18 protein-coding genes are annotated in these 19,032 nt (G+C 47.8%); 13 read left to right on the top strand and 5 right to left on the bottom strand.

What is annotated here, in order from left to right; genetic code table 11:
• Window positions 1-153 precede the first annotated feature (153 nt).
• Both GOU96_RS09970 and GOU96_RS09965 read left to right on the top strand, forming a co-directional pair.
• Entirely contained in the window at window positions 154-2,070 is a 1,917-nt protein-coding gene (locus GOU96_RS09970) for a methyl-accepting chemotaxis protein (RefSeq protein ID WP_267782260.1), read from the top strand.
• A 59-nt stretch (window positions 2,071-2,129) separates the two neighbouring features.
• Entirely contained in the window at window positions 2,130-2,330 is a 201-nt protein-coding gene (locus GOU96_RS09965; protein WP_000997601.1) for a chromosome segregation ATPase, read from the top strand.
• A 40-nt stretch (window positions 2,331-2,370) separates the two neighbouring features.
• On the opposite strand, the gene GOU96_RS09960 is transcribed toward GOU96_RS09965, so the two are convergent.
• Window positions 2,371-3,024, bottom strand: a complete 654-nt coding sequence (locus GOU96_RS09960) for a DsbA family oxidoreductase (RefSeq protein WP_174499921.1) — start codon at window positions 3,022-3,024, stop codon at window positions 2,371-2,373.
• A 647-nt stretch (window positions 3,025-3,671) separates the two neighbouring features.
• Here GOU96_RS09960 and GOU96_RS09955 point away from each other — a divergent pair.
• The 3 genes from GOU96_RS09955 to GOU96_RS09945 all read left to right on the top strand — a co-directional run bounded on the left by GOU96_RS09955 (window position 3,672) and on the right by GOU96_RS09945 (window position 7,409).
• The gene (locus tag GOU96_RS09955) at window positions 3,672-4,880 is read left to right on the top strand and encodes a NupC/NupG family nucleoside CNT transporter (RefSeq protein WP_000986003.1); all 1,209 of its coding nucleotides are present in this window, start codon (window positions 3,672-3,674) and stop codon (window positions 4,878-4,880) included.
• Window positions 4,881-5,130: 250 nt separating this feature from the next.
• Window positions 5,131-6,363 (top strand): peptidase T, encoded by a 1,233-nt coding sequence (gene pepT / locus GOU96_RS09950; protein ID WP_000793862.1) that lies wholly within the window; start codon window positions 5,131-5,133, stop codon window positions 6,361-6,363.
• A 170-nt stretch (window positions 6,364-6,533) separates the two neighbouring features.
• Window positions 6,534-7,409 (top strand): mechanosensitive ion channel family protein, encoded by an 876-nt coding sequence (locus GOU96_RS09945; protein ID WP_000400695.1) that lies wholly within the window; start codon window positions 6,534-6,536, stop codon window positions 7,407-7,409.
• Here GOU96_RS09945 and norR read toward each other — a convergent pair.
• Complete coding sequence (gene norR / locus GOU96_RS09940; RefSeq protein WP_267782262.1) at window positions 7,406-8,998, bottom strand: nitric oxide reductase transcriptional regulator NorR; 1,593 nt, start codon at window positions 8,996-8,998, stop codon at window positions 7,406-7,408. The genes GOU96_RS09945 and norR overlap by 4 nt on opposite strands.
• Before the next feature lie 191 nt (window positions 8,999-9,189).
• Here norR and hmpA point away from each other — a divergent pair, with 191 nt between their 5' ends.
• Complete coding sequence (gene hmpA, locus GOU96_RS09935; RefSeq protein WP_258458842.1) at window positions 9,190-10,374, top strand: NO-inducible flavohemoprotein; 1,185 nt, start codon at window positions 9,190-9,192, stop codon at window positions 10,372-10,374.
• A gap of 144 nt (window positions 10,375-10,518) precedes the next feature.
• Here hmpA and GOU96_RS09930 read toward each other — a convergent pair whose 3' ends face one another.
• The gene (locus GOU96_RS09930; RefSeq protein WP_000106983.1) at window positions 10,519-10,728 is read right to left on the bottom strand and encodes a cold-shock protein; all 210 of its coding nucleotides are present in this window, start codon (window positions 10,726-10,728) and stop codon (window positions 10,519-10,521) included.
• A 358-nt stretch (window positions 10,729-11,086) separates the two neighbouring features.
• Here GOU96_RS09930 and GOU96_RS09925 point away from each other — a divergent pair, with 358 nt between their 5' ends.
• The 6 genes from GOU96_RS09925 to GOU96_RS09900 all read left to right on the top strand — a co-directional run bounded on the left by GOU96_RS09925 (window position 11,087) and on the right by GOU96_RS09900 (window position 15,652).
• A complete protein-coding gene (locus GOU96_RS09925) occupies window positions 11,087-11,314 on the top strand; it encodes an alternative ribosome-rescue factor A (RefSeq protein WP_000792012.1) in 228 nt (75 codons plus the stop codon).
• 386 nt (window positions 11,315-11,700) lie between these two features.
• Window positions 11,701-12,078, top strand: a complete 378-nt coding sequence (locus GOU96_RS09920) for a hypothetical protein (RefSeq protein WP_000765283.1) — start codon at window positions 11,701-11,703, stop codon at window positions 12,076-12,078.
• 275 nt (window positions 12,079-12,353) lie between these two features.
• The gene (locus GOU96_RS09915; protein ID WP_000407069.1) at window positions 12,354-12,593 is read left to right on the top strand and encodes a hypothetical protein; all 240 of its coding nucleotides are present in this window, start codon (window positions 12,354-12,356) and stop codon (window positions 12,591-12,593) included.
• Between the two features lie 86 nt (window positions 12,594-12,679).
• A complete protein-coding gene (locus GOU96_RS09910) occupies window positions 12,680-13,684 on the top strand; it encodes a response regulator (protein ID WP_000009676.1) in 1,005 nt (334 codons plus the stop codon).
• Window positions 13,684-14,130: a PAS domain-containing protein gene (locus GOU96_RS09905; RefSeq protein WP_000880547.1), complete on the top strand. Its 447-nt coding sequence runs from the start codon at window positions 13,684-13,686 to the stop codon at window positions 14,128-14,130. Before GOU96_RS09910 ends, GOU96_RS09905 begins: the two co-directional genes overlap by 1 nt.
• A gap of 49 nt (window positions 14,131-14,179) precedes the next feature.
• Window positions 14,180-15,652: an NAD(P)H-hydrate dehydratase gene (locus tag GOU96_RS09900; RefSeq protein ID WP_260813256.1), complete on the top strand. Its 1,473-nt coding sequence runs from the start codon at window positions 14,180-14,182 to the stop codon at window positions 15,650-15,652.
• Here GOU96_RS09900 and GOU96_RS09895 read toward each other — a convergent pair.
• A complete protein-coding gene (locus tag GOU96_RS09895; RefSeq protein WP_000935710.1) occupies window positions 15,641-16,636 on the bottom strand; it encodes a 2-hydroxyacid dehydrogenase in 996 nt (331 codons plus the stop codon). The genes GOU96_RS09900 and GOU96_RS09895 overlap by 12 nt on opposite strands.
• 242 nt (window positions 16,637-16,878) lie before the next feature.
• Here GOU96_RS09895 and GOU96_RS09890 point away from each other — a divergent pair, with 242 nt between their 5' ends.
• Window positions 16,879-18,162 carry a Na+/H+ antiporter NhaC family protein gene (locus GOU96_RS09890; RefSeq protein ID WP_001903321.1) on the top strand — a complete coding sequence of 428 codons (1,284 nt, stop codon included), beginning with the start codon at window positions 16,879-16,881 and terminating at the stop codon, window positions 18,160-18,162.
• 1 nt (window position 18,163) lies between these two features.
• Here the strand turns inward: GOU96_RS09890 and GOU96_RS09885 are convergent, their stop codons facing one another.
• Window positions 18,164-19,006 (bottom strand): potassium channel family protein, encoded by an 843-nt coding sequence (locus GOU96_RS09885; protein WP_000779165.1) that lies wholly within the window; start codon window positions 19,004-19,006, stop codon window positions 18,164-18,166.
• Window positions 19,007-19,032 lie beyond the last annotated feature (26 nt).

Here is a 19,032-nt window from a genome sequence, read left to right as displayed (position 1 = left end):
AGCAGCGATTTATAAACGGCACTTGGGTATTTTCAGGAGAAAGTGTGATGTATGGCAACTTTGAAGCTGGGTTTTGTGAGAATTTTCTTAAGTGGTGTGATCTTAAGTCGATAATGTAGAGGTTTCCTAGATAGCCATGATTAGGCGGAGAATATGTTCAAACTGCATCAGATGAGTATTAAGCAAAAGGTTGTGTTAGGGGTCACTCTCGCCGTACTGGCATCCACCCTGATTGTGGGTGTGATGGCACAGCGCCAAGCGCGAGAGGTGCTAGAGCATCGCTTAGTCGATTTAGAACTGCCCAATATTTTGAAGTTGATTAAAAGCGATATTGACCATGAAGTGCTACAACTGCTTGCTTCTGCCCAGCAAATTGCCAGCAATGAGTTTGTGCAGCAAGCGATTGCTACCACAGAAAGAGATCCGGCAACAGAAGCGTTATTAGTGAAGCAGTTGAACAACTTACGCGATCAATACGGCTTGAATGATGCGTCGGTAGCCAACCGAAAAACAGCGTATTACTGGAACCAAAACGGCTTTCTGCGCGAGCTGAATCAGCAGCAAGACGGGTGGTTTTTTGGCTTTATTGGTTCAGGAAAGCCGACCATGGTCAGCATGTTCCAAGAGGCGAATGGCGAAGTCAAAATGTTTGCCAACTACCAGTTGGTGAATGGCAATACCATGTCTGGTATGTCTAAGTCGATGGATGACATGGTGCGTCTGCTCAACAGTTTTAAAATTGAAGACACTGGTTTTGTGTTTTTGACCAATGCACAGGGTGAGGTACAAATCCATCGTCAGAAACAGCAAGTGAAATCGAGCTTGCAGCAAATTTATGGTTCAGGGGCGAGTGCGCTGCTGAACAAATCCGGCTTCAACTTGATTTCGACGGACTATCAAGGTCAAGAAGTGATGGTTGCGAGCATTTACATCGAGAGCATGGACTGGTTCTTGGTCGGCACGGTGCCTGTGAATGAGGTGTTTGCGGAATTGGATGCTGTAGCACAGCGTATGATGCTCACGACGCTGGCGGTAGCCGCCATCTTTATTTTTATGGGGATTTTCTTGGCTAACAGCATCGCTATGCCGATCAATCAGATTGCCAAACGCTTTACCGATTTGGGCAGAGGGGATGGTGATCTCTCGCAGCGTATTGAAGTGAAAGGCAATGATGAAATCGCTCAGCTTTCCAAAGGCTTTAATGGTTTTATTGAGAAGATCCATCAATCGATAAAAGACGTTGCCCAAACCAGCCGCGAGTTGCAAGTGGCCGCCGAAGGGGTATCACGCAAAGCGTTAGTCACCCACGACAATAGCCAGCAGCAGCGCGATCAAACGATCCAAGTGGTTACCGCCATCAACCAAATGGGGGCGACGATCAGTGAAATCGCCTCTAATGCGGCGACTGCGGCCGAAACGGCGAATCAAGCGTCTGGTAATGCGGATCAAGGGCGCAATGTCGTCAATAAAGCCAAAGAGGCGATCAGCCGCTTAGCTCACGATATTGAAAACACGGGCAAAGTGGTGGAGCAATTGGCGTCGACCACTCAAGAGATTGGGTCGATCTTGGATGCGATCCGCGGTATTTCAGAGCAAACCAACTTGCTGGCACTCAACGCGGCGATTGAAGCCGCCCGTGCTGGCGATCAAGGCCGTGGTTTTGCGGTGGTGGCCGATGAAGTGCGTAACTTAGCGAGTCGTACGGCATCCTCGACGGAAGAAATTCAGAAGATGATTAACCAGCTGCAAAATGATGCTAAGAATGCTGTATCGGCAATGGATGCGGGTAAAACGGTGACTCACCAAGGGGTTGCCGCTTCTGATGAGGCAGTACAGGTGCTGATGAGTATTTCGGATCGAATCCACGATATTTCAGATCGCAACACACAAGTCGCTACAGCAACCGAAGAGCAATCGACCGTTGTGCACACCATTAACCAAAATATCGAAGAGATTAACGCGATTAATGCAGTGACCACCTCAACGGCAGAAGAGCTGGCTGATGCGAGCAAATCATTGCGTGAACTCTCTGGCCGCTTAGATAAATTGGTGGGCAACTTTAAACTCTAGAAACCTTGCCGGGAGTTCGTTACACTTCCGGCCAGTAAAAACCAAGTAGGTAAAGAGTGATGAACGATTTCGAAAAAGAGCTGGAGTTGATGTCTCAGCAAGTTGCAGAAGAGCCAGAAACGCAACTGCCCAGTCTGGATGAGCAAAAAGCGATTGCAGAAAAACTCAAACAGTTGGAAGCCGAAGGCAAATTGACCCCAGAAGTGCTTGAAGCCTATTTTGGTCAGTACTACGCGAAAACGGAAACGCCTATTCACTAAGGTGGATAGCGAGTTAGTCCAGATGTCATCATCGAGCCGCTTAGTGCTCGCGATCCGTTTTTGTGGTCAGGCGCTGCAACACATCCAGCAAAATATCGCTGGTTTGTGCACCTGAGATTAAATATTTCTGCTCAATGATCAAGGTCGGCACGGCATGAATGCCTGCTTGTAGCCACTGTTGCTCAGTATTGGCTACTGCGTTCGCCCATGATTCATCGGCGAGGATCTGCTGGCAGGCGCTACGGTCTAAACCCACCGTCTGCGCGATTTCCAGCAGTACCTCATGCTCATCTATCGCTTTGCCTTGCTGAAAATAGGCTGACCAGAGGGCTAAGGTGAGAGGCAACTGCTTGTCTTGCTGATGAGCCCACAGCAGTAACTGGTGGGCTTTGCGTGTGTTGTAGATGCGCATTTCATCAAAAAAGTGAAACGCAAATCCCACGTCGTTTCCAAGCTCAGTCAGCGTTTTACGTGCTTGCTGGCTCGCCTCAAGGCTGGTGCCATATTTTTTATTCAGGTGCTCGCGCAGGTTTTCTCCGCCCATGGCTAACCTTGGGTTCAGTTCATAAGGATGCCACCTGAGTGTGACATCGACCTCTGGCAGCCGAGCGAGGGCATGGCGCAATCTTAAATAGCCAATCACGCACCAAGGGCAGACGATGTCTGAGACAAGATCTATCGTTAGCTTGTGCATCGTTTCCTCCTTAATCAGTGCTGATGAAAAGTATAGGCTTTCTGATTAAATGTACAGCGAGTGACGGTGTGAGTGACTTGCAACTCCGAGTTATGGGGATAGCGCTGAAAAAACGCCTCACGGCTTCTTTGAAACACGTGAGGCGTTGACACTGACGTTGTTAGTAATGGTTATTCAGAATAATCAAATTGCATTAAAGCTAGGCTGCTTCGCACTTTTATGCCAGCTTGTTTTTCGACCAATCGATAAAAGAATGCAACTTTGTGATATGTGTTCCATTCAATAAGTAACAAGTTCTTGAACTGTCATGATAAGGAGCCATTTTTGTAAAGCGCTGCATGCCTAGTGAGCGATGAGATAAAAAATACCCGAAATAAACGTTTGCGCGAAAAAATGTGATGAAACTCATTTTTTTATCGTTATACTTTGCGCCCGGCTAAGAGCCGGTTGCTCTGCCAGTACAAGCCGTCACAAGGAAATGTGAATGACCCCAAGGACAGGACCAGCTATTTCCCAAGCTTGTGTCTGTTGATGTTGATGGCCTGTGAGCAATAAAACTTTATTCCCTCCTTTTGAGGTTGCCTCTGCCTACACACTGATCAAGCCATGGGTTTCCCTGTTTTTACTCACATTTTTCTAGGTAAATTATGGCGATTTTGTTTGGAATCATCGGTGTTACGGTACTGATCTTATGCGCGTATCTGCTCTCTGAAAGCCGCAGTGCGATTAATTGGAAAACCATTTCCCGAGCCTTGTTGTTGCAAATTGGTTTTGCGGCTCTCGTGCTTTATTTCCCATTGGGGCAAACCGCGCTAAGCAGCTTGAGTAATGGGGTTTCTGGTTTGCTTGGTTTTGCCGATGTCGGCATTCGCTTTCTGTTTGGTGATCTTGCCGATACGGGCTTTATTTTTGCTGTTCGTGTATTACCTATCATCATCTTCTTCAGTGCGCTGATTTCTGCCCTTTATTACCTTGGTGTGATGCAAAAAGTGATCGCCCTGATCGGCGGTGGCATTCAACGCTTCTTAGGCACCAGTAAGGCGGAATCACTGGTCGCGACAGGCAATATTTTCCTATCACAAGGCGAATCGCCACTTTTGGTGCGCCCCTTTCTTGCCAATATGACACGCTCTGAACTGTTTGCGGTCATGGCAGGCGGTATGGCATCGGTAGCTGGCTCTGTGCTGGGTGGTTACGCAGGTTTAGGGGTTGAGCTGAAATACCTGATTGCAGCGAGCTTCATGGCGGCGCCGGGCAGTTTAATGATGGCGAAAATCATCGTTCCTGAGCGTGGTGTGCCAATCGATCAAAGCCAAGTCGAGTTAGATAAAGCGCAAGACAGCAACTTGATTGATGCTCTCGCTAGCGGTGCGATGAATGGTATGAAAGTCGCCGTTGCAGTGGGGACTATGTTGATTGCGTTCGTCAGCGTAATCGCTATGGTCAACACTGGCCTTGAAAATCTGGGCGATCTGGTTGGGTTTAGCGGCATTACCTTACAAGCCATGTTCGGTTATCTGTTTGCTCCACTGGCATGGGTGATTGGCATTCCAAGTCACGAAGTGCTGGCGGCAGGTTCCTACATCGGTCAGAAAGTGGTGATGAACGAATTTGTGGCTTTCATTGACTTTGTTGAGCATAAAGCGCTGCTTTCTGAGCATAGCCAAGTCATCATCACGTTTGCATTGTGTGGCTTTGCCAACATTGGCTCTATCGCGATCCAATTAGGCTCCATTGGCGTGATAGCCCCTGAGCGCCGCTCGGAAGTGGCGAACCTAGGCATAAAAGCGGTCATTGCTGGCACTTTAGCCAACCTAATGAGCGCTTGCTTAGCGGGAATTTTCATCTCGCTATAATCGCTTCAACAAGCAACCTATTGAGCCTATCCCATCGGATAGGCTTTTTTATTTGCTAAGCCGTCTGGTTGCTGAGTCGTTTGGTTGTTAAGCCGTTTGGGTATCGCTGATTTTGATTAATCGGTGAAAAACTGATTTGTAACAACTCATCGGCGCTGAGAATACGTAGTATGGGGTGCAATTCACTGCTTATGCTCCCTTTCAGCGAGGTTAAATCAACGCTGCGTATTTGAATGATGAGTGCTTGTTTATGAAAAATCTTGTTGGGCGCTTTATGCGCTATGTCACTTTTGATACTCAATCGAAACCGAAAAACCATCACTGCCCAAGCTCTACGGGTCAGAAAGTCTTTGCCCAAGCGCTGTATGAAGAGCTACTTGAATTAGGCTTAAGTGATGTTTCGCTGGATGATCATGGCTATGTGATGGCCAAACTCCCATCGAATGTGAACTATCCAGTGCCCGCGATTGGCTTTATTGCCCACATGGACACCTCTCCAGATGCTTGCGGTAAGCATGTTAAACCGCAAATCGTTGAAGATTATCAAGGTGGTGATATTGCCCTTGGTAAAGGGGACGAAGTGTTGTCGCCCATTCAATACCCTGACTTGCATCTGCTGCATGGCTATAACCTCATCACGACCGATGGCACAACCTTATTGGGTGCTGATAACAAAGCGGGGATTGCAGAAATCATCACCGCGATGGAAATCTTGCTTGCTGATCCTTCGATTCCTCATGGCGATATCTCGATTGCATTCACGCCAGATGAAGAGATTGGCCGCGGTGCCAATCATTTTGATGTGGCGAAATTTGCGGCGCAGTGGGCATATACCATCGATGGCGGCCCGATTGGAGAGCTGGAGTATGAGAACTTCAACGCCGCCACTGCGACGGTTGTTTGTCATGGAGTGAATGTACATCCGGGGACAGCCAAAGACAAAATGGTCAACGCTATGCACATTGCAGCGCAGTTTATTCTGATGATGCCAGAAAACGAAACGCCTCAGCATACCGAAGGCTATCAAGGTTTCTATCATCTTTCTGGCGCGACCATGAGTGTTGCCAAATCAGAGCTCAAATACATTTTGCGTGACTTTGAGGCGAGCGGTTTACAAGCTCGCCAAGCGTTAATGCAAGCTAAAGTAGCCGAGCTCAATCAGCAGCTTAAAAAAGGTCGTGTCGAGGTGAGTTTCGAGCAGAGCTACTCCAATATGAAGGAGAAGGTGGAGCCGCATCCACATATTATTGAGTTGGCCAAACAGGCGATGGTGGCTTGCGATGTTGAGCCGAAAATTAAACCGATCCGTGGTGGGACGGATGGGGCGCGGCTGTCATTTATGGGATTGCCTTGTCCAAACATTTTCACTGGTGGCTATAATTTCCACGGCATTCATGAGTTCATCACCATTGAAGGGATGGAAGCCGCGGTACAAGTGATTGTGAAACTTGCAGAGAAAACGGCACTGCATTATCGGCAATAAACGTTTTTCCTTTGAAAAGCCGCTTAAGCGGCTTTTTTTATGATGAAATTTGCCGAGCAGCCAAGAGTTTGGGGATAGCGCTTGTCAGGCAAGGGGATTCAATGTTGAAATTGCGCGACACGCAACACCACGAGATAAAGCGGCGGGTTAAGCCGTAGTAGGAGAAAGAGATGGAACATCTGAGCATAGCGGTCGATTTTTTGCTCACCCATAAGTTGCTGCTGACAGCGTTGATTTTATTGGGCGTGATTTCAGTGCGACGCCTTGTTTTAGAACATATTCGTGGTGATGCGGCGCTCATCACCGAAAAGCAACGCAAATGGATGTCACGTACCAAAAACGGCGTATTTACGGTCACTTTGCTTGCCCTGTTCATGCTTTGGCAATCGGAAATTAGCGAATTTGCACTCTCGGTGACGGCGATTGCAGTAGCGATTGTGGTGGCCTCAAAAGAGATCATTTTGTGTTTCACTGGATCGATTCAGCGCGCGAGTTCTCGTTCATTTCGGATCGGGGACTGGATTGAAGTAGGGAGTGTGTGTGGCGAGGTGATTGAGCACAACCTCATGGCGACTGTGATCCAAGAGATCGATTTACACCACGGCCAGTATAACTACACTGGAAAAACCGCGACGTTACCGAACAGTATGTTTTTCTCTTATCCGGTGAAAAACCTCAATTTTATGAAGCGCTATGTGTTCCATAACTTCAAAATTGTGGTGCCCGAATTTGTGAACCTTTTCCCACTGGTGCCGATACTGCACGAAAGGATTGAAGGGCATTTTGCCCACTTTATGGAAGTGGCACGCCGCTACAATACGGTGATTGAGCGCCATGCTGGGGTGGATTTGCCCAGTGCTGAGCCGCACATTGAAATCAGCAGCTCATCAACGGGAGAGCAAGTGGTGCATGTGATGATTTTCTGCCCGACCGAACGCGCGAACCAACTTGAACAACTGATCCGGCGTGATTTTATGCAGGAGTATGAGCGGGCGTTTCCACGCTCAACTCCCACGCCGATAGTGCCTGTGCCTAGCGCCAGTTAACGAGACCTTTCTATTGAGTGGCTGCGGGATACAGTAATGCCGAGCCGTTTGGCCAGCCGTGTCAGGTTGGCTCTGTCGGTCTGGAGGCGGCGTGCCGCCTCTGCCCAATTAAAGTCAGCTTGGGTGAGGGTTTCGCTGATCAAATGGCGTTGAAATTCATCCGTCGCGTCACGTAAACCCAACTCAGCAATCCATTCGCCCAGCATAGGTTCATCTTGCGCTGTCGGTTCAACCATCGCTGCTCTTGGCCCTTGTAATTCCCCTAAGTCTTCAACTTTTAATGTCGTGACTGGGCGCCCCCGCTGGCGTGATTTGGCTTTAAGTGCCGCGCGGTTAATTACATGCTCTAGCTCTCGCACATTCCCCGGCCAAGGGTATTGGATAAGCTGACTTAACACATCGCCATGCAGCTTTAGTTGAGTGATACCGAGTTTACGTCGCGCTTGTTCTACGAAGTATCCCGCGAGTAGGGAGAGATCGCCTTTGCGTTCACGCAGTGGCGGCACGTAGATCGGATACACGCTCAATCTGTGATAGAGATCGGCTCGAAAACGGCCAGCTTCGACCTCTTTTTTCAAATCACGGTTGGTGGCTGCTAGAATCCGCACATCGACGGTTTGTACTCGATCTTGGCCAACAGGTTGAATTTCATGGTTTTGCAGTGCGCGCAGAATTTTGCTTTGCGCACTGAGGGGTAATTCACCAATCTCATCGAGAAACAGTGTGCCGCCATCCGCCAGAGCAAACTTACCCATTCGCGCGCGGTCAGCTCCGGTAAACGCTCCTTTAACATGGCCAAACAGTTCGCTTTCCAACAGGTTTTCAGGGATAGCGGCGCAGTTGACATAGACCAGAGGCTGCCGTTTGCGATTTGAGCGCTGGTGTATGGTGCGAGCAACCAGCTCCTTACCTACACCCGTTTCACCGTGGATCAGAATATTGAATTGCGAGGGCGCAACCACATCAATATCCGCTTTCATAGCGAGCATGGGGCCGCTATTACCAATAATTTCGACACTGTCACGGCTCCATGCTTCTTGGTTGAGCTCTTCCAGGCGTAATTGTGTCTGTTTGGCTTGGTTTTCCAGCTCAGAAAAGGTAAGCGCCATTTTCAACGTTGCTGCCGCAATGGCCGCAAGCATTTCTAAACTGCGAGGTGAGAGATGATCAAACGCATCGGGCTTTAAGCTATCGAGCGTCAATATACCCAGTAACTGCTCACCAAAATGGAGGGGTAAGCCCATACATGAGTGCATAGGCAGATCGTCTTCGCTGTCGAGTAGCAGTCCATCAAAAGGGTCGGGGAGTGGGCAATCCGCCGCAAAACGGACGGGTAAATCCGCGCTGCAAATTTGAGCCAATCTAGGATGTTCACTGACTACGAAACGGCGGCCTAGGGTGTCGCGAGTTAATCCCTGCATCGCCAGAGGGGTTAAGGTGTCGTTGTGCAGAGACATCAGAACGACGCAGTCACAGATCACCGCTTTACGTACTGCATCCAATAGGCGATGAAAACGCTCTTCGTTGTTGGCTCCGCTGGCGAGCCCGACGGTCATTTCTAACAAAGTACTCAAGGAGAATTCTTGCATCTTGGCTTCTTAGGTTCGGATTTTTTGATAGTGTAGTGTCAAATCGACATGGTGAGAAGAGTTAAATTGACCTGTTTGAAAATAGCTTATTGTTATTTTTCAATAAATTAGGTTTTGGCATGCAATCTGCTCATTAAGAAGGCTTGTGTAGAGTGGCTCAAGCCACCGTTTTTGCCTATCGAGGAGAAGTTATGCTCACCCAAGAACACATCAATATCATTAAAAGCACCATTCCTTTGCTAGAGTCTGCAGGTCCTGCGCTGACGCAACATTTTTACCAGCGTATGTTCAGCCATAATCCAGAGCTGAAGCATATTTTTAATATGACCCACCAGAAAACCGGACGTCAAAGTGTTGCGCTGTTTGAAGCCATTGCGGCTTATGCCAAGCATATCGATAATTTAGCCGCATTAACCAGTGCCGTTGAGCGTATCGCCCATAAACACACCAGTTTTAATATTCAGCCAGAGCATTATCAGATTGTCGGGCATCATCTGCTGGAGACTTTGCGTGAATTAGCCCCAGATGCCTTTACCCAACCGGTTGAAGAGGCTTGGACCGCCGCGTATTTCTTTTTGGCTCAAGTTTTTATCGACCGCGAAGGTGCACTCTATTTGGAGCGCAAACAAGCTTTAGGTGGATGGCGTGATGGCCGAACCTTTGTTGTACGCGAGAAACAGGTAGAGTCTGCTTACGTGACCAGTTTTGTGCTCGTACCCACTGATGGTGGTGCGGTACTGGATTATCAACCGGGACAATACATCGGGATTGAAGTGACGCCAGAGGGAAGTGATTATCGAGAAATTCGTCAATACTCCTTGTCGCATGCATCGAATGGTCGTGAGTATCGCATTTCGGTTAAGCGCGAAGGGGTGGGCAGTGATAATCCAGGGCTGGTTTCTCACTATCTGCACAACAACGTCAAAGTTGGGGATAGCGTTAAACTCTATGCTCCCGCCGGAGATTTTTTCTATGTTGAGCGTGAGCGGCCTGTGGTTCTGATTTCGGCTGGTGTTGGCGCGACGCCCATGCAGGCTATCCTGCACACCTTAGCTAAGCAAAATAAGCCTGGAGTGACTTATCTTTATGCGTGTAATTCTGCTAAGGAACATACTTTTGCTCAGGAAACCGCGCAGCTCATTGCGCAACAGGGATGGATGCAGCAAGTGTGGTACCGTGATGAAAGTGCAGATGATGTCTTACAAGGTGAAATGCAGTTAGCCGAGCTTACTCTGCCGATTGAGGATGGAGATTTCTATTTGTGTGGTCCGATTGGTTTTATGCAGTATGTGGTCAAGCAGTTACTGGCGCGTGGTGTGGATAAGGCGCGAATTCATTATGAAGTGTTTGGCCCACATGCACAGCTTGCGGCGTAAGAGTCTCTGTCTTTTGGCGCATCTAAGCCATTAAGTAACGGCTGATGTCCCTTTTATCATCGGAGCTTTTGTAAAATCGATATAAAAGAAGCATAAAAATAGCCAGCCTAGTGAGGCTGGCTATTAAAATCTTTGGCAAGTCTATTACAGAACTTTGATGCTTTCAGCTTGTGGACCTTTCTGGCCTTGAGTGATCACGAATTCCACTTTTTGACCTTCAGCCAGAGTGCGGAAACCGTCACCTTGGATTGCGCTGAAGTGAGCAAAAACGTCAGGACCGTTTTCTTGCTTGATGAAGCCAAAGCCTTTAGTTTCGTTGAACCATTTCACGGTACCAGTAACTGGAGTAGACATAATAAATATCCTAAAAACATTTTTTAACGTAGGCCGATTACGGCGCGGATAGCGTGGAAAAGTAGCTTGCTATTGCGTACGACACGGACGGTTACGAATAATCCAACCAAGCGATGTGTATACAAAGAACTCTTTCTAGCCGCGATCGAGTCTAGAGTAAACCATTGGCTTGTCAATCGAATCTTGAACAGAGTCGAAACCCGTTAACAAAAATAGTCCAAAATTTTGCACTGAATGCCATTTCTATGTAACTAAGTTTTCTCTTTGTTCCGCTTATTTATGAGTTGACACTGCTTAAATTGCGTACAAAATGTCGTGGCTGCCGAAATGTGGCAGTCAATTGTATGGAGCTCTATCAATGAAAAACAAACCAGAAGTAATACCAGTATCGACTTCATCCGTAGGGGATACGGAGTGTGGGCGTGGTGTAGTGAAAGACAATGCTTTGAAAGCCGTCGTCACCAGTACCTTATTTCGCTGCCGAGTGGAAAAGGCGAAAAAAGGTAAAGGTAGCTATTCACGTAAAATGAAGTACAAAGGCAAAGAGCCTTACGCAAACCTTACGGATTTCGTTGTGTTTGCGTAGGCTTTTGAGCCTATATCCCGCCCTGTATTCGTCTACCGCTTCCCCATCCCTTTTTAGTCAGTTTTCGCTGATAAAGCACACCAGTAAAGATGCTGTGAAACAGGTTTTACATCTCAGAATAGAGAAAATCTGGCAATCTTGAAATGTAACTTTTTTGTTTCAAATGTTTCCTTTTGTTGCTTTTGATGCTTTGCCTTCTCTTTTGCCTAGTATTTTCAGGCCATGTGCATTTAACCATTGTGTAACAATAGGTTTCATTAAAATTTGGATACAAATTCTGCATGTTTTTTGAGCTTGAAATAATTTTTTGAAGGTTCAAAATTAACTAAAAATGAGTTTTCAAAAATGAATGGATGCTTTTAGTGGTAATTTAAGGTAGGTGCATCATGAAACTGTTTTTAATTCTCATGCTTTCTGTATCGGGTGGCATTGCATCAGCGGATCACATCCAATCATTTATTCTCGGTTTCGGTGTGGCTTCCTTAGCCGTTGGCAGCTGTTACTGGCTTGCGTTTCGTAGTACGCGTTTTCCACAACTCGCCGTTTTTCTGCTCCTGTGCGGTTTCTTTGCTAAGGTTGCTGTGACCGTCGTGGGTGTGATGTGGGGAATTTCAAATGAACTGATGACCTCGCCGTTTGTCTTTGCGTTGTCTTATCTCTTCTTCTCGATTGTCGCGACTTATTTCTGGTTCCGCTATCGTGAGTTGGCAACAAAACTCAAAGACAAAATTATCGCAACACAGCACCAATCGCACTCTCATTAATCACGTTAGCTTTTTAATTAACAGCACTTACCAAACAATTAAGCAGAGCCACTGAGCTCTGCTTTTTGTTTTGCGTAGCGATTCGATGGATTGTCTATTCTCTTGCGACGCTGACTTGAAACTGTCGCCACGCTTACTGGCTTGGCTCATCTTAATCACCTCACTTTGTTCATCTCACCATCAGGTCAAGGTAGCGTAAGCCTTAGACTTTTGTACAACAGCCAAATCTCAGCACAATGATTACACTGAGGAAAAGTGAATCAGAGGGAATGATCATGGAGATTGTGCTGTTTTGGGTTGAGAAACTGATTCTGGTTAGTGGAATTTTGCTCGTTTTGACTGGTGTGATGCGTTACGGCCGTCGCAGTCAAGATTGGAAAGGGGTGGCGACTATGTTTTATAAACGCATCCCAATGACGATTGAAGAGTATAAGTGGTATCGGCTCGGAGTGAGTTGTATTGTGTTTGCCATTATCTTACGAATTGCCCTGTTGACTTTCTGGCCTGCCATTTGATTTACGATCCCACCACCTTTTACCTAGCTGTAGTGTGAATTTTGGGTATACACTTTAGTTACTGATAAAACAAATAAGGTGGTGGCATGTCTTTCCCTGTTCTCATCTGTGATGACTCTCCACTCGCGCGCAAACAGATGGCGCGTTCGCTTCCCGCATCGCTTAACGCAGACATTACCTTTGCGGTACATGGTTTGGATGCGATGGGCATTTTAGAGAAGCAAAGTTTTAAGCTCATGTTTTTGGATCTCACGATGCCGGAGTTAGACGGCTTCGAGACATTAGAAGCAATGGGGAAAAAAGGCTACACGACGCCTGTAGTGGTGGTATCGGGGGATATTCAACCGAAAGCCAAAGAGCGGGTGTTAGCGCTCGGAGCCAAAGCCTTCATTCAAAAGCCCATTGATAAGGATGCGCTCAATGATGTGCTGAAAATGTTGGTGGAGCCACCCACTCAGCCACGCATTGTCACGCCGGTTTCGGTTGAGTTGCCGATTTTAAAACGGCGCGATATTTACATGGAAGTCGCGAACGTGTCGATTGGTCGAGCCGCTGATGCCTTGGCGCGCCATTTTGATGTGTTTGTTGAGTTGCCTTTACCTAATGTGAACATCTTTGAGGTGAGTGAGTTACACATGGCACTGCGTGATTTGGCTGAAAACAGTCAAGTTTCGGGGGTGTGTCAGGGTTTTAGCGGCGAAGGAATTGCCGGTGAAGCACTGGTGTTATTGAGTGACTCTAGCGTGGCGGATCTCAAAAAATTAATGAAGGTGCCGGTCGATAGTGAAGACTTGCAAGAGTTAGAGCTGCTGATGGATGTCTCTAATATTCTGGTGGGCTCATTTTTAAATGGTTTAGGCCACCAGGCGGAAGTGCGTTTTTTCCAAAGTTCGCCCGTTTTATTGGGGCAGCACATCTCTATTGATTCTGTGATTCAGTCAACCGAAGGGGCATTTAAAAAAACCATGACCTTTGAGGTGAGTTATAACATTGAAGGCACCTCGATTCGTTGTGATTTACTGTTTATGTTTGTCGATGAATCGTTACCGCTGCTGGACAACAAACTTTCCTATTTAATGGAGGACTTCTGATGCTAGCGTTACCTGCGGAGTTTGAGCAATTCCATTGGATGGTCGATATGGTTCAGAATGTCGATATGGGATTGATTGTGATTAACCGAGACTACAACGTGCAAGTGTGGAATGGGTTTATGACCCATCATAGCGGTAAGCAAGCTCATGATGTTATTGGTAAATCTCTGTTCGAGATTTTTCCAGAGATCCCTGTGGAGTGGTTTAAGTTAAAAACCAAACCGGTGTACGATCTGGGTTGCCGTAGTTTTATTACTTGGCAGCAGCGCCCTTATTTGTTCCATTGCCGTAATGTGCGTCCAGTGACTCAGCAAGCCAAATTTATGTATCAAAACGTCACGCTTAACCCAATGCGTACGCCGACAGGCGCGATAAATTCACTCTTCTTATCCATTCAAGATGCAACAAGTGAAGCCCTTGTTTCTCAACAAGCTTCTTCTCAATAAATATGAAACGGCCATCTGATGGCCGTTTTGTCAGCTGTTGGACACCATTATGCCGTTACCCACTCATTTTTATACTACGCAGCAGCTCAAACAAGGCGAACAAGATGCCGCGAGTGAGCGAGGTCTTGAGCTCTTTCATTTAATGGAACGCGCAGGACAAGCGGTATTCACCATCGCTTTTGCTCAGTATCCCACTAGCCATCACTGGTTAATTTGTTGCGGTGGCGGAAATAATGGTGGGGACGGTTATATTGTCGCGGTATTAGCCAGACATATGGGGATTGATGTTACCGTATGGCAGTTAGGCGATCCTGAAAAACTGCCAGCCGATGCCCATCGTGCTTATCAGCAATGGAAAGAGTTGGGTGGTGCGGTCTACGCTCCACAGTCTGAAGTGCCCGAATCGACGGATGTCATTATTGATGCGCTGTTTGGCATTGGTTTAAAAGAGGCGTTACGCCCGCAGGTGGTGCCGCTCATCGAGTTACTCAACCAAAGTGGCAAACCGATTGTGGCGGTGGATGTGCCTTCAGGGCTGTGTGCCGATACCGGTCAAGTGATGGGGACATGCATTAAAGCGCAGCATACGGTGAGTTTGATTGGGTTAAAACAAGGCTTGGTGACTGGCCAAGCGCGCTGTTATGTTGGAACGTTACACTATGCCGGGCTTGGGGTTGAAGAAGTGTTTGCCGAGCACAATACGCCTTCCTTAGTCTCCATCGATGGCAAGCTAAGACACAGGTTATTGCCGCCACGTCAAGCTTGTACTCACAAAGGCCAAAATGGCAAAGCTTTGATCGTCGGAGGCAATGAAGGTATGGGCGGAGCCTTGATTTTGTGTGCTTCCGCTTGTGCTCGTTCGGGAGCTGGGCTGAGCGCGGCAATGACCCATCCCGATAACGTTACCGCTATGCTGACGATTACACCGGAAGTGATGAGCACGAGCTGGAACAAACAGCATTTATTTGAAGAGCGCATTGAATGGTGTGATGCCCTTGCTTTGGGGCCCGGATTAGGGCGAGATGCGCAAGCGCAGCAGATTATGCAGCGCTTAAGTAGCTTGAAGGTTCCGAAAGTGTGGGATGCGGATGCACTCTATTTTCTAGCGTATAACCCCAGCTATGATGCGCAGCGGATCATTACACCGCATCCCGTCGAAGCGGCGCGTTTATTGGGCTGTGAAGTGGAAGAGGTGGAGCAAGATCGTTTTGCGGCGATTCGCCAGCTTCAGCAACGCTATGGAGGCGTTGTCGTGCTCAAAGGTGCGGGGACTTTAGTGGATGATGGGAAAGAGATCGCGGTCTGCTTACAGGGGAATCCTGGAATGGCCAGTGGGGGGATGGGCGATGTACTTACCGGCATTATTGTGGCGCTATTAGCGCAAAAAATTCCCTTAGCGGATGCGGCAAAACTTGGGGTTTGGCTACACAGTAGCGCTGCGGATCTCAATACCAAATCGCATGGCCAGAGAGGGCTTCTGGCCAGCGATTTATTGCCTCACCTGCGTGAGTTATTGAATTAATTCATTACCCGATGCTTGATTGTCAAAAAAGAGCTGGATGTTATTGAGCGTAGTTTGCGCAATATTGTTCAGTGCATCTTCGGTCAAAAAGGCTTGGTGGCCAGTGAACAGCACGTTATGACAAGCAGAAAGGCGGCGGAATACGTCATCGACGATCACATCGTTGGACTTGTCTTGGAAGAACAGATCTTTCTCATTGTCATACACATCCAAGCCTAGCGCGCCGATTCGGCCTCGTTTCAATGCTTCAATTGCTGCCACAGAATCAAGCAATTCCCCACGGCTGGTGTTAATGATCATCACTCCATCTTTCATCTGATCGAACGCTGACTCATTGAGCAAATGATAGTTCTCTTTGCTCATCGGGCAGTGCAGGGTGATCACATCACTTTGCGCGAAAAGTTCGGACAACTCTACATAGCGCGCACCCAGTGCAATCGCATCGGGATTGGGATAAGGGTCAAAGCAGAGGATCTGCATACCGAGCCCTTTCAAAACACGCATGGTTGCCACCCCGATTTTGCCTGAGCCGATCACCCCGACCGTTTTGCCGTGGAAGTTAAAACCCACCAAGCCATCAAGAGAGAAGTTGGCATCACGGGTACGCTGATACGCTTTATGGAAGCGGCGATTTAAGCACAGCATCATCCCCACCGTATGTTCGGCCACCGCTTCTGGCGAATAGGCTGGCACTCTGACGACTTGCATTCCAAGTCGCTTCGCCGCTTCAAGGTCGACTTTATCAAAGCCAGCACAACGCATGGCAATAAGACGAGTTCCCCCTTGGTAAAGCTGTTCTAATACGCTGGCGTGCAGCTCATCATTGACAAAAGCGCAGACCACTTCGCAGCCTTTTGCCATCTGGGCCGTTTTATCGGTCAATCGGAAATCATGAAAGTGCAAAGACAGCTGGGTGGGGTCAACCAATTTGCTGAAAGAGGCGATATCGTAGTGCTTTGCACTAAAAAAAATGACGTTGAGCATAGTAATTCCTGTCTCTTAGAGTATCTGGCCTATAGATATACCCATTAGTGGGAAAAATAAACCCCAAAATCATTAGGTATAAATGTGCAACAAATGGATGTTTGGACGTCTAGACTGTTGACATGTATCCGGCTTACCTTTAGGCTTTGCGCCCAATTTCGTCACCATGATTTGATATTTGCATGCACTACACTTCGTCTTCAAAGCCTCAACAACCGAATGCCTTTGCCCTATTACCACTTATGGTTTTCTTACTGCTTTTTATGGGCGTAGGGAGCTATCTCACTTGGCAAGGGGTTGAGTTTGCGTTCTATCAACTGCCGGCCCCTGTTGCTGTTCTGCCTGCGGTCGTTTTGGCGATTGCCTTGAGCAAAGAGTCGCTCAATCGAGCCATCGAGCAGTTTTTACGTGGTGTGGGTCACAGCGATATTATGGCGATGTGCATCATTTATTTGCTTGCCGGAGCCTTTGCCGCCGTTGCCAAAGCTACTGGTGGCGTGGATGCCACAGTGAATCTTGGTTTAGCACTGCTGCCAGCGAGTCTCATTCTGCCGGGGCTGTTTGTTATTTCAGCCTTTGTTGCCACAGCAATGGGCACCTCAATGGGGACGATTGCGGCGATTGCTCCCGTGGCGTTAGGTATTGCCCAAGCGGCGGATTTGAATCTTGGTTTAACGGCTGGGGTCGTGCTGAGCGGTGCCATGTTTGGTGATAATCTTTCGATCATTTCGGATACCACCATTGCGGCAACCCGTTCACAAGGCTGCCATATGCGTGACAAATTTAAAGAGAATATCCGCATTGCTTTGCCAGCGGCGCTGTTGGCGCTTGTGGTGTTCACCTTCAGCAGCCAAACGGCACAATCACCGCAAACCAGTGACATTGAATGGCTAAAAGTGCTGCCTTACCTCACCATTCTCGTGTTGGCCGTGATGGGGTTGAATGTGTTCCTGGTACTGCTGGTGGGCATTTTAATGGCCGCGGGTGTCGGTGGTTTGAGTGACGGTTACTCCTTGTCGGCATTAACCAAAGATGTTTACGCGGGTTTTGGCAACATGCAGGAGATTTTCCTGTTATCGATGCTGATTGGTGGCATGGGTGAACTGATGAAACAGCAAGGCGGATTGGCGTTTCTCACTCACCACATTAGCCGAATGATCGATAAATTTGCTCGTTCACACAGTGATGTACAAAAAATGCGAGCCAGTGAATTGGGGATTGCAGGCTTGGTGGCACTGACCAATGTGTGCACGGCGAACAACACGGTTGCCATCATTGTGAGTGGCGGGGTGGCTAAAGAGCTGGCTGAACACAATGGCGTGACAGCAAAACGCTCTGCCAGCTTGCTGGATATCTTCTCGTGCATCATGCAAGGTGTGTTGCCTTATGGCGCACAAGCGTTATTGCTTGGCTCTATTTTTCAAATGTCGCCATTGAGCGTGGTGAGTTACTCTTATTACTGCTTCTTTTTGGCGGTTGCCGCATTAGTGGCGGTATTTCGCCGCCACACCATGCGCAACGCCTGAATTAGGCGTTGCGATTGTCTTGCGACGGAAGTTTTATTCGACGACGCTTTGGTTTCTGATTTTTCCGTTCTGTTTCACGCTCTGCGAGCTGCCGACGGTAGCTCGCTAGATGAAAACGCTTTCTAGGTTGCTGAGTTTCAACCAATTGATTCAACTGTGTTTCTAACTGCTGGTTTTTTTCAAGCAAGAGATTGAGGGAGAGATGATCTTGTTTGGCCGTATCATCCTCAACAAAAAAAGAAGCCACACTCGCGGTTAATAGACCAAACAGGGTGATCCCTGTCAGCATCAAAAATACCGCGACTCCACGCCCAAACCCTGTGACCGGGTACATATCCCCATAACCTACCGTAGTAATGGTCGACATCGCCCACCACAGCGCATCGGCATAGCTATTGATGGGGCTAGGGGTTCCTTTCTCAACCAGATACACAAACGCCGCAGAGAGCAGCACAGTAGAAAGACTTGTCAGACCGATAAAGCTGAAGGTTTTTTGGCGCAGAACCGATTTGGTTTGTCTCCACGCTTTGGGCAGTACCAACAAAATACGTAGGAAACGCAGGGGACGCAGAAACGGCATCGCCACGATAAGTACGTCCGGCCAATTCTGCATCATATATTGCAGTGGTTTAGGGCTGACGAAGATTTTGACTAACAGCTCTGTCGCAAAAATGCCCCACACAATCCAGAGTAAGCCATCAAGAAACTCAAGATCATCGGGAGATAAAACGGCAATGTCAGGCAGCAACGCGACGACAACATAAACGACAGAAAGGATCAGCATGGGAGTTTCTGTCGTGTTTTCTACTTTTTCTAACAGCTTTTTGCGAAGGGTGAGTTTCATAAAACGAAAGTGATAAATAGCAAATC

The organism is Vibrio sp. R-1, from assembly GCF_035615595.1.
GTDB classification, from domain to species: domain Bacteria; phylum Pseudomonadota; class Gammaproteobacteria; order Enterobacterales; family Vibrionaceae; genus Vibrio; species Vibrio cholerae.
Note: the sequence above shows the minus strand (reverse complement) of the source record. Positions and strands in the feature narration are given on the sequence as shown.

What these genes read in the sequence shown, in the direction of transcription:
- GOU96_RS09970 (WP_267782260.1), top strand. Translation starts at nt 154, where the DNA reads ATGTTCAAACTGCATCAGATGAGTATTAAGCAAAAGGTTGTGTTAGGG.
- GOU96_RS09965 (WP_000997601.1), top strand. Translation starts at nt 2,130, where the DNA reads ATGAACGATTTCGAAAAAGAGCTGGAGTTGATGTCTCAGCAAGTTGCA.
- GOU96_RS09960 (WP_174499921.1), bottom strand. Translation starts at nt 3,024, where the DNA reads ATGCACAAGCTAACGATAGATCTTGTCTCAGACATCGTCTGCCCTTGG.
- GOU96_RS09955 (WP_000986003.1), top strand. Translation starts at nt 3,672, where the DNA reads ATGGCGATTTTGTTTGGAATCATCGGTGTTACGGTACTGATCTTATGC.
- pepT (WP_000793862.1), top strand. Translation starts at nt 5,131, where the DNA reads ATGAAAAATCTTGTTGGGCGCTTTATGCGCTATGTCACTTTTGATACT.
- GOU96_RS09945 (WP_000400695.1), top strand. Translation starts at nt 6,534, where the DNA reads ATGGAACATCTGAGCATAGCGGTCGATTTTTTGCTCACCCATAAGTTG.
- norR (WP_267782262.1), bottom strand. Translation starts at nt 8,998, where the DNA reads ATGCAAGAATTCTCCTTGAGTACTTTGTTAGAAATGACCGTCGGGCTC.
- hmpA (WP_258458842.1), top strand. Translation starts at nt 9,190, where the DNA reads ATGCTCACCCAAGAACACATCAATATCATTAAAAGCACCATTCCTTTG.
- GOU96_RS09930 (WP_000106983.1), bottom strand. Translation starts at nt 10,728, where the DNA reads ATGTCTACTCCAGTTACTGGTACCGTGAAATGGTTCAACGAAACTAAA.
- GOU96_RS09925 (WP_000792012.1), top strand. Translation starts at nt 11,087, where the DNA reads ATGAAAAACAAACCAGAAGTAATACCAGTATCGACTTCATCCGTAGGG.
- GOU96_RS09920 (WP_000765283.1), top strand. Translation starts at nt 11,701, where the DNA reads ATGAAACTGTTTTTAATTCTCATGCTTTCTGTATCGGGTGGCATTGCA.
- GOU96_RS09915 (WP_000407069.1), top strand. Translation starts at nt 12,354, where the DNA reads ATGGAGATTGTGCTGTTTTGGGTTGAGAAACTGATTCTGGTTAGTGGA.
- GOU96_RS09910 (WP_000009676.1), top strand. Translation starts at nt 12,680, where the DNA reads ATGTCTTTCCCTGTTCTCATCTGTGATGACTCTCCACTCGCGCGCAAA.
- GOU96_RS09905 (WP_000880547.1), top strand. Translation starts at nt 13,684, where the DNA reads ATGCTAGCGTTACCTGCGGAGTTTGAGCAATTCCATTGGATGGTCGAT.
- GOU96_RS09900 (WP_260813256.1), top strand. Translation starts at nt 14,180, where the DNA reads ATGCCGTTACCCACTCATTTTTATACTACGCAGCAGCTCAAACAAGGC.
- GOU96_RS09895 (WP_000935710.1), bottom strand. Translation starts at nt 16,636, where the DNA reads ATGCTCAACGTCATTTTTTTTAGTGCAAAGCACTACGATATCGCCTCT.
- GOU96_RS09890 (WP_001903321.1), top strand. Translation starts at nt 16,879, where the DNA reads ATGGTTTTCTTACTGCTTTTTATGGGCGTAGGGAGCTATCTCACTTGG.
- GOU96_RS09885 (WP_000779165.1), bottom strand. Translation starts at nt 19,006, where the DNA reads ATGAAACTCACCCTTCGCAAAAAGCTGTTAGAAAAAGTAGAAAACACG.